At 33.2% G+C, this 6,594-nt stretch carries 9 protein-coding genes and 1 pseudogene; all 10 read left to right on the forward strand.

Annotated elements, in window-relative coordinates; translation table 11 throughout:
* The first annotated feature begins 268 nt into the window (after positions 1-268).
* The 10 genes and pseudogenes from M0R16_08935 (at position 269) to M0R16_08980 (ending at position 6,446) form a co-directional block, all read left to right on the forward strand.
* Positions 269-1,615, forward strand: a complete 1,347-nt coding sequence (locus M0R16_08935; GenBank protein MCK9613007.1) for a site-specific integrase — start codon at positions 269-271, stop codon at positions 1,613-1,615.
* Between the two features lie 116 nt (positions 1,616-1,731).
* On the forward strand, positions 1,732-2,430 hold the full coding sequence (locus tag M0R16_08940) for a hypothetical protein (protein ID MCK9613008.1): 699 nt from the start codon (positions 1,732-1,734) through the stop codon (positions 2,428-2,430).
* A 98-nt stretch (positions 2,431-2,528) separates the two neighbouring features.
* Complete coding sequence (locus tag M0R16_08945) at positions 2,529-2,822, forward strand: DUF3853 family protein (protein MCK9613009.1); 294 nt, start codon at positions 2,529-2,531, stop codon at positions 2,820-2,822.
* Between the two features lie 5 nt (positions 2,823-2,827).
* Complete coding sequence (locus tag M0R16_08950; protein MCK9613010.1) at positions 2,828-3,364, forward strand: hypothetical protein; 537 nt, start codon at positions 2,828-2,830, stop codon at positions 3,362-3,364.
* Positions 3,354-4,298, forward strand: a complete 945-nt coding sequence (locus M0R16_08955) for a hypothetical protein (GenBank protein ID MCK9613011.1) — start codon at positions 3,354-3,356, stop codon at positions 4,296-4,298. The genes M0R16_08950 and M0R16_08955 overlap by 11 nt, the downstream gene beginning before the upstream one ends.
* 165 nt (positions 4,299-4,463) lie before the next feature.
* A pseudogene (locus tag M0R16_08960) lies at positions 4,464-4,556 on the forward strand (helix-turn-helix domain-containing protein).
* A 236-nt stretch (positions 4,557-4,792) separates the two neighbouring features.
* The gene (locus M0R16_08965; protein ID MCK9613012.1) at positions 4,793-5,104 is read left to right on the forward strand and encodes a hypothetical protein; all 312 of its coding nucleotides are present in this window, start codon (positions 4,793-4,795) and stop codon (positions 5,102-5,104) included.
* On the forward strand, positions 5,088-5,360 hold the full coding sequence (locus tag M0R16_08970) for a hypothetical protein (GenBank protein MCK9613013.1): 273 nt from the start codon (positions 5,088-5,090) through the stop codon (positions 5,358-5,360). The genes M0R16_08965 and M0R16_08970 overlap by 17 nt, the downstream gene beginning before the upstream one ends.
* Positions 5,338-5,598 (forward strand): hypothetical protein, encoded by a 261-nt coding sequence (locus M0R16_08975; GenBank protein ID MCK9613014.1) that lies wholly within the window; start codon positions 5,338-5,340, stop codon positions 5,596-5,598. The genes M0R16_08970 and M0R16_08975 overlap by 23 nt, the downstream gene beginning before the upstream one ends.
* Positions 5,599-5,648: 50 nt before the next feature.
* Positions 5,649-6,446: a DUF4468 domain-containing protein gene (locus tag M0R16_08980; GenBank protein MCK9613015.1), complete on the forward strand. Its 798-nt coding sequence runs from the start codon at positions 5,649-5,651 to the stop codon at positions 6,444-6,446.
* Positions 6,447-6,594: the final 148 nt, after the last annotated feature.

The following is a 6,594-nucleotide window of genomic DNA, read 5'->3' on the forward strand; positions in this document are numbered from 1 at the left end:
ATAGTTCACTACGTTTCTATTGCGTAATCTGGGTTAAAATTAAAATGCCCGAAAATCAACGTTTTCGGGCATTTTAAAAATACAAGGTGGAGCGTATGGCTCTATATACTTGTTTTAAGTTAAATCAAAAGAACTAATTTAATGAACCTCCGCAAAGCAATATTACAAAGATATACAAGTTTTCAACAAAAAACAAAATAAATTAAAATTAACTTGCATAAATCAAAAATAGAGTGTAATTTTGGAGTGTAAATAAAAGCACTCCACAATGAAAGCAAGAAAAAGTTTAGAAATTAAGCGTTTCAAATTAGAACAACGCAAAGATAAAAAAACTGGCATTGTCATAACTGAAAATGTACCGATACTTGTTGAGTTTAAATTTGACGGCCAGCGTGTTATTTATCCGATAGGATACAGGATTGACAGCGATAAATGGAACGATGAGGCCGGGAGGGTAAAGAATAACAACTTCAACAGGGATAAGACCTCCGCCGGAACCATCAACAAGCGTATTAACAGGATTAGCGAATATTTGCCGACAATTTATAATGATGCAGTGGAGCATGATTTGACAGTTACAAAGCAATATTTATGGAGTGAATTATTGAATAAACTAAAGGATTTGGAGGGCATATCCGATGACATCGGCGATAAGAAAATATTATCAATCCCGGATTATATTCAACTTTTCATCGACAATGAAAGTAAAGCGAAAAACTGGACTGAAAGCACAATAAAGAAAATCAAAACTATAAAATCTCATGTGGAGGATTATAGTAAAAAATATGGCCGAATTTTGCATTTTAACGACATTACAGAGGACTTTTTACAAAACTATATTGACTACTTACGAAAGGATAAAAAACTCAATAATACTACAAATTATAAGTACATGATATTGTTCAAATGGTTTATGAACTGGGCAACAAAAAAGAGATATAATAAAAATTTAGAATATAAAACATTTGAGTATAAATTCAAAGGAACTGGAATTGCAGATTATCAAAAGAACATTGTTTTTTTATCGTGGAACGAACTTCAGCATTTCATCAATTTTGATTTTTCAGAAAACAAACGACTGGAGCAGATCAGGGATGTTTATTGCTTTTGTTGTTTAACAGGATTAAGATTTTCAGATGCTCATAATCTAAAGAAAAATGACTTCAAAACTGATGACAGCGGAAACCCATATATTGAAATAACAACGATAAAAACCGATGACAGTTTAATAATTGAACTCAATAAATATGCTTTAGCAATATGGGAAAAATACAAGGATATTGATTTAAAAAACAACAGGGCGTTTCCTGTACCGAGTAATCAAAAGTTTAACAAGTATCTCAAAGATGCTGGAAAAGATGCGGAATTTAACAGCATTGAAACCTATATCGAATATAGAGGCAACAAGCGGATTGATGCACAATTTAAAAAATGGGAGTTACTCTCCCACCATACAGCCCGAAAAACGTTCATTATAAATGCTCTCTATTTGGGCATACAGCCGGATATAATAATGAAGTGGACTGGCCATAAAGACAGTAAAACAATGGCTGTTTATACAAAGGTCGTAAAGGAACAAAAACAGTTATCAATGAATAAATTTAATGAGAGATGAAATATCAATATACAGATGAGTTATCGCAGTTAATAAGCTACATTTATCCGCCAGCACTGAATAATATTTCAGATCAGGAATTATCGCAGGTTTACGATAAATATTTTTCAAATGATATGAAAGGTATTGATGAATTAGAAAATAATTTCTATGCTGAATTTAATAATAACTTATTTCAGATTAACGATGACAATGGCCGAAAAGCATATATAAAAGGAATGATCCGGAGTATAAATAAAACGGAATTTATTGAACGAAACAAAACTGAAATACTTGAGATATTTCATGCAAAGAAATTTGATGAACAGCATGTTTATTTAAAATTATTACTCAAAATCGTGTTTGTGCTTTTTCGCATTTCTGAATTTATCGAAGTAACTTGTATGGATTTTGGATTTATAAAAGACGTTGATGAAATCCGACAGTTCGACATTACAAACAGTTTTAAAGAAAATTTATTTTTTTGGAAAAGTACAAAGGGCAAACATGAACCAGCTCCGATTTTTGACAGCATCGATAGTATATTTATTAATCCCGGCAACTTGCAAAAAGTAATAGATTGTTTAATTGATTATGAAACATTGAACGAAAAAGGTGAATTGATAAAAAAAAATTATCATATTTCGGCAATTTCAGAAGCATTGAAAATAAAAGGCGTTATCAATAAAAAAGTTTCAAAGACACAAAGAAATAAATTGTTTGCTGGAAAATTTAATATAATCGTTTCTGATAGAACCGCAAGGGCTGAAAACATAGAGCATGAAACACTTTTGACTGAATACAAAGACTTATTTGATACTGTAAAATTTCTCTAAAAATACTTTTTTTAATTCCGTTTTTGCCGTTTCGGAAAAGCTGGTATAGACGGCAATTTCTGTTTTGTTGCTTCGCATATATTTTTAATTTAATTTATATGCAAACAGAAAAATTATCATTTGAAAATTTGCCCGAAGCAGTTAGCGAACTTTTGGCAAAAATGCAGAAAATTGAAAGTTTTATGGAGGCAACTCCGGCGGAGGCAACTCCAGCTGATCCGGAGCCGTTCATCTATGGAATTAAAGGCCTGGCAATATTTTTGAAAGTTAGCACACCGACAGCCCAAAAGATTAAGAACTCCGGGCGGATACCTTTTTCACAGGCAGAGCGTACTATAATTTTCAGAAAAGCGGATGTACTGGAGGCGTTATCGAATAAAAAAAGGAGATAACAGCCATGCAAGACGTTATCTCCAAAAGATTTTTGCTGATTGAGAAAAGCAAAGATACAAAAAAAGCTATTAATATACTGAAAGAATTGTATATTATTGACAGCTCCCGAAAGTATCCCAGCATCCCGGAACGACTTTTGTCTGCACCAAAATACGGCGATAAGACAGCGAACGGATTAACAAGGTGCATCATTGACTTCATCCGATTGAGTGGAGGTCAGGCGGAGCGTATCAACTGTACAGGGCGGATTATTGACAGCCGGAAAACCTCCACTGATATTCTGGGTAATCAGCGAACCATCGGCCAGCTCCATTATATTAAAACAGCCGGGCAACGTGGAACCGCTGATATATCGGCAACGATACAGGGGCGAAGCGTAAAGATTGAAGTAAAAATCAAAAACGACAGGCAAAGTGTCGCACAAAAGGAATACCAGCAAAGCATCGAAGCCAGCGGAGGCCTGTACTTCATCGCTAAAGACTTCGAGCAGTTTATAACGTGGTATTATTTCACATTTGGGAGGGCGGAGCATGAGCGATGAAAGATATTTGCAGTTTCCTTTGTGTATGCTCCGGGAGTTATTCATTGATAAATTTAAAATCATTGATGAAATTATACGATTTGGGATATACAGATTTGCAACAAAAATTAATTATGATTTGTACGATGTAGCTAAACAATTAATGTACTGTTATTATCGAAAACAAGGCGATTTAACGAAGGATCTGGGCAGAATAATAGAAAAGTACATCAACAGCGAAAAAATCTATTTTGATGAGGATTATAAAGGATTTTCATATACAGGAACGAGTACAGAATTTACAGCCAAAACCGAGATTGAGCAGATACTTGAATTATTTGATACCGATCCCGACTTCAAAGAAAAAGCTATCGAATTTTATCAGATACGACAGGCATACGAATTTTTGGGCATTACTGGAGATTTAGATTATTGTTTGAAGCGTGGAAAAGAGATTGAGAAAACAATCCCGGACGGCGAACCATATCCCAGCATCAACAAAGATTTACTTTTCGAGTTTCGGGATCATGACAAAACCGAACATGATTTAATGCAGTTTGCTTTTTACGTTGGCATTCGTTCAATACTGGGCATAAAATCATATTGCCCAACAAATAAAGTTCACATACTTTGCCGGGCGTTCGGATATGCAAGTATAAATCATTTGCCGGAAACGACGAACCCATGCATAAAAGAAATGTTTAACAAGTATCTGAAGCGTTACCATGCTGATCGGATGCTGGAGGAGATGCAGTTAAGCTGGGGCGTGCATACTTATTCAAAGCACATGAGAGGCCTGTACATCGGATTGAGTAAAAAAATAACACTTGAAAACATGATATTACAGGCGGAAAGAAAAAAACAAAAAAATCAGATTGAACAACTTAAACAACAAAAGCATGATGCAAGACAAAAGGCATTACAACAGCTTAATAAAGGGCAACAGCTTAAATAAAGAATTATTAACTACTAAAAATTTTTAATCATGGAAACATTATCAGAAAAAGCAAGACAGTTAAGAAATGAAGCGATGAGAAAATGGAGGGCAAAAAATCCGGACAAAATCCGGCAATACAATTTGAAGCACTGGGAAAAGAAAGCAAAGGAATACACAATCGAGATGCAGATACATGATTTGAGGGCGGAGGGATTGAGCCAGCGACAGATCGCAGAGCGTCTTAATATATCCGTTGGAACTGTAAATAATTACTTGAACAAAGATTGAACACCGACAGGATGAATTTACCATCAACACATGGAGCGAACAGCACCAACAACGACAGCAATACGACACCAACAACGACAGAAGTACAACAGCTTAAATAATATTCTTAATAAAGGTACTTAATAAATGTTTTTAATAAAAATAAACAATAGCTTACATGAAATAAAATTTCATGATACCACACAGGTTAAAAATAATTTTGAAAACAACAAAAATTTACAAATATGGGATTAAGAAAAGGAACAACTAATAACCCAGCCGGGAGGCCAGCCGGAACCCCGAACAAGTTAAATGCTGATTTACAACAAAGGATTGCAGATTTTTTAAATGATAACTTTGATGAGGTTATAAGCGACTGGCATAAATTAGAAAACAAACGTGAAAAGATTAATTTTTTTCGGGATTTGATAAAATATAAGTTACCGACATTACAGGCAACAGAATTTAGAACCGACTTCGATAAGATGACAGACGAACAACTGGATCATATCATAAATGAACTTAAAAAAAATGGTAATGATGAAAAGAGCAGATAAAATTGAAATACTCAAACTTATTAAAGAAGGCAAATTTAATGCTGATTGGTTAAACATACAGTATGTAGTCGAGCAACCCGATGGCTCAATAACTATTAACGGAAAGCCGATTGAATTAGCATTTAATGATAAAACAACTGATCCGTTAATAAAAAAATACATTCAATATGACTGGTCTGGTGTTTCTGAAGAGGCATTAAAAAAATTAATTGATAAATACAGGGAGCAAAGAGATGAACAGAAAAGAAAAAATTGAATTATTAAAATCAATACAAAGTGGTACACCGCTGAATTTGGCATTAAGCGAACATATTACTTTATACGATACATTGGAGGATGAGGGCGTTTTTTTTGACGCAAACGGCAACCCTGCGGATATTGTGTATTATAAAAAGCATTGTAAGAACTTATCTTTTATAACGGCTATTAATGCTGATGAAATGAAAAAAATTATGAATTGTCAAAAAAGAATTATCGAAAGTGAAAAAAAATAATTGATTAATAGTTTTTTTTGTAATTTGCAGGTCAATAATATTCATCAGTCATGAAAAAACTTATAATCTTAATTCTATTATTAAGCCCTGTATTTTTGTTTGCTCAAAATAAGGATACGATTTTCATGAAAGAGGGGCGTGTTATACCATGTACAATAAATAAAATTGATAGCAATATTATGTATTGCACAAGGTATTACAACGATAAGGCGTTTGATGGTACGATAAATATGATTGATGTTGAAAAATACACTTTAAGCCCTGTTAGTAAAATTGAACCAAATATTCAATATAATGCTGTAATTCAAAAAAAAGAACAGGAAAATAATATTAAGACATATTCCGGCCCGAAAAAGTTAATTTATACGGAAGTAGTTAAAGTAGATAGTTCGCTAAAAAAAGATGATCTTTTTATATCGGGAAGAGCGTGGTTTAATAATACCTTTAACAGTTCGAAAAATGTACTTCAAACACAGGATAAGGAAAGCGGTGAATTTGTCGGGAAAGGAACTTTTTCATATATTTCTGCAATTAAATTAATGAGGGTATGCACATCAGGATATATAAAATTTACAATTAATTTATGGGTTAAAGATGGTCGGTATAAATACGAATTTACAGATTTTGTTCATGAGGGTACATATGCACAAGGTCATGATCCTGTTAATTTTGGATTAATAACTGATGCAACATACATTGATATTGATTGCTGGGATTGTTGGGGTAACAAATGGGAAAACGAAGTGTGGAACGATATTAAATATAGTATTAATTCAAAGGTTAAATCATTGATTAATGACTTAAAAAGCTCAATGAGTAAAAAAAATGAAATTAATAACGATTGGTAAAATCAATTAAAAAAACACCGAGTAAAACAACTTTTTAGAGTGTAAATTCGGAGTGTATTAAAAAACAAAGCACTGCAAACGATTGATTTACAGTGCTGTTTTTGTTTTTGGTGTGGAGCGTATGGCTCTATATACTTGTTTTAAGTTA

The sequence above is a fragment of the Bacteroidales bacterium genome (genome assembly GCA_023228145.1).
In the GTDB taxonomy this organism is placed as follows: Bacteria; Bacteroidota; Bacteroidia; order Bacteroidales; family CAIWKO01; genus CAIWKO01.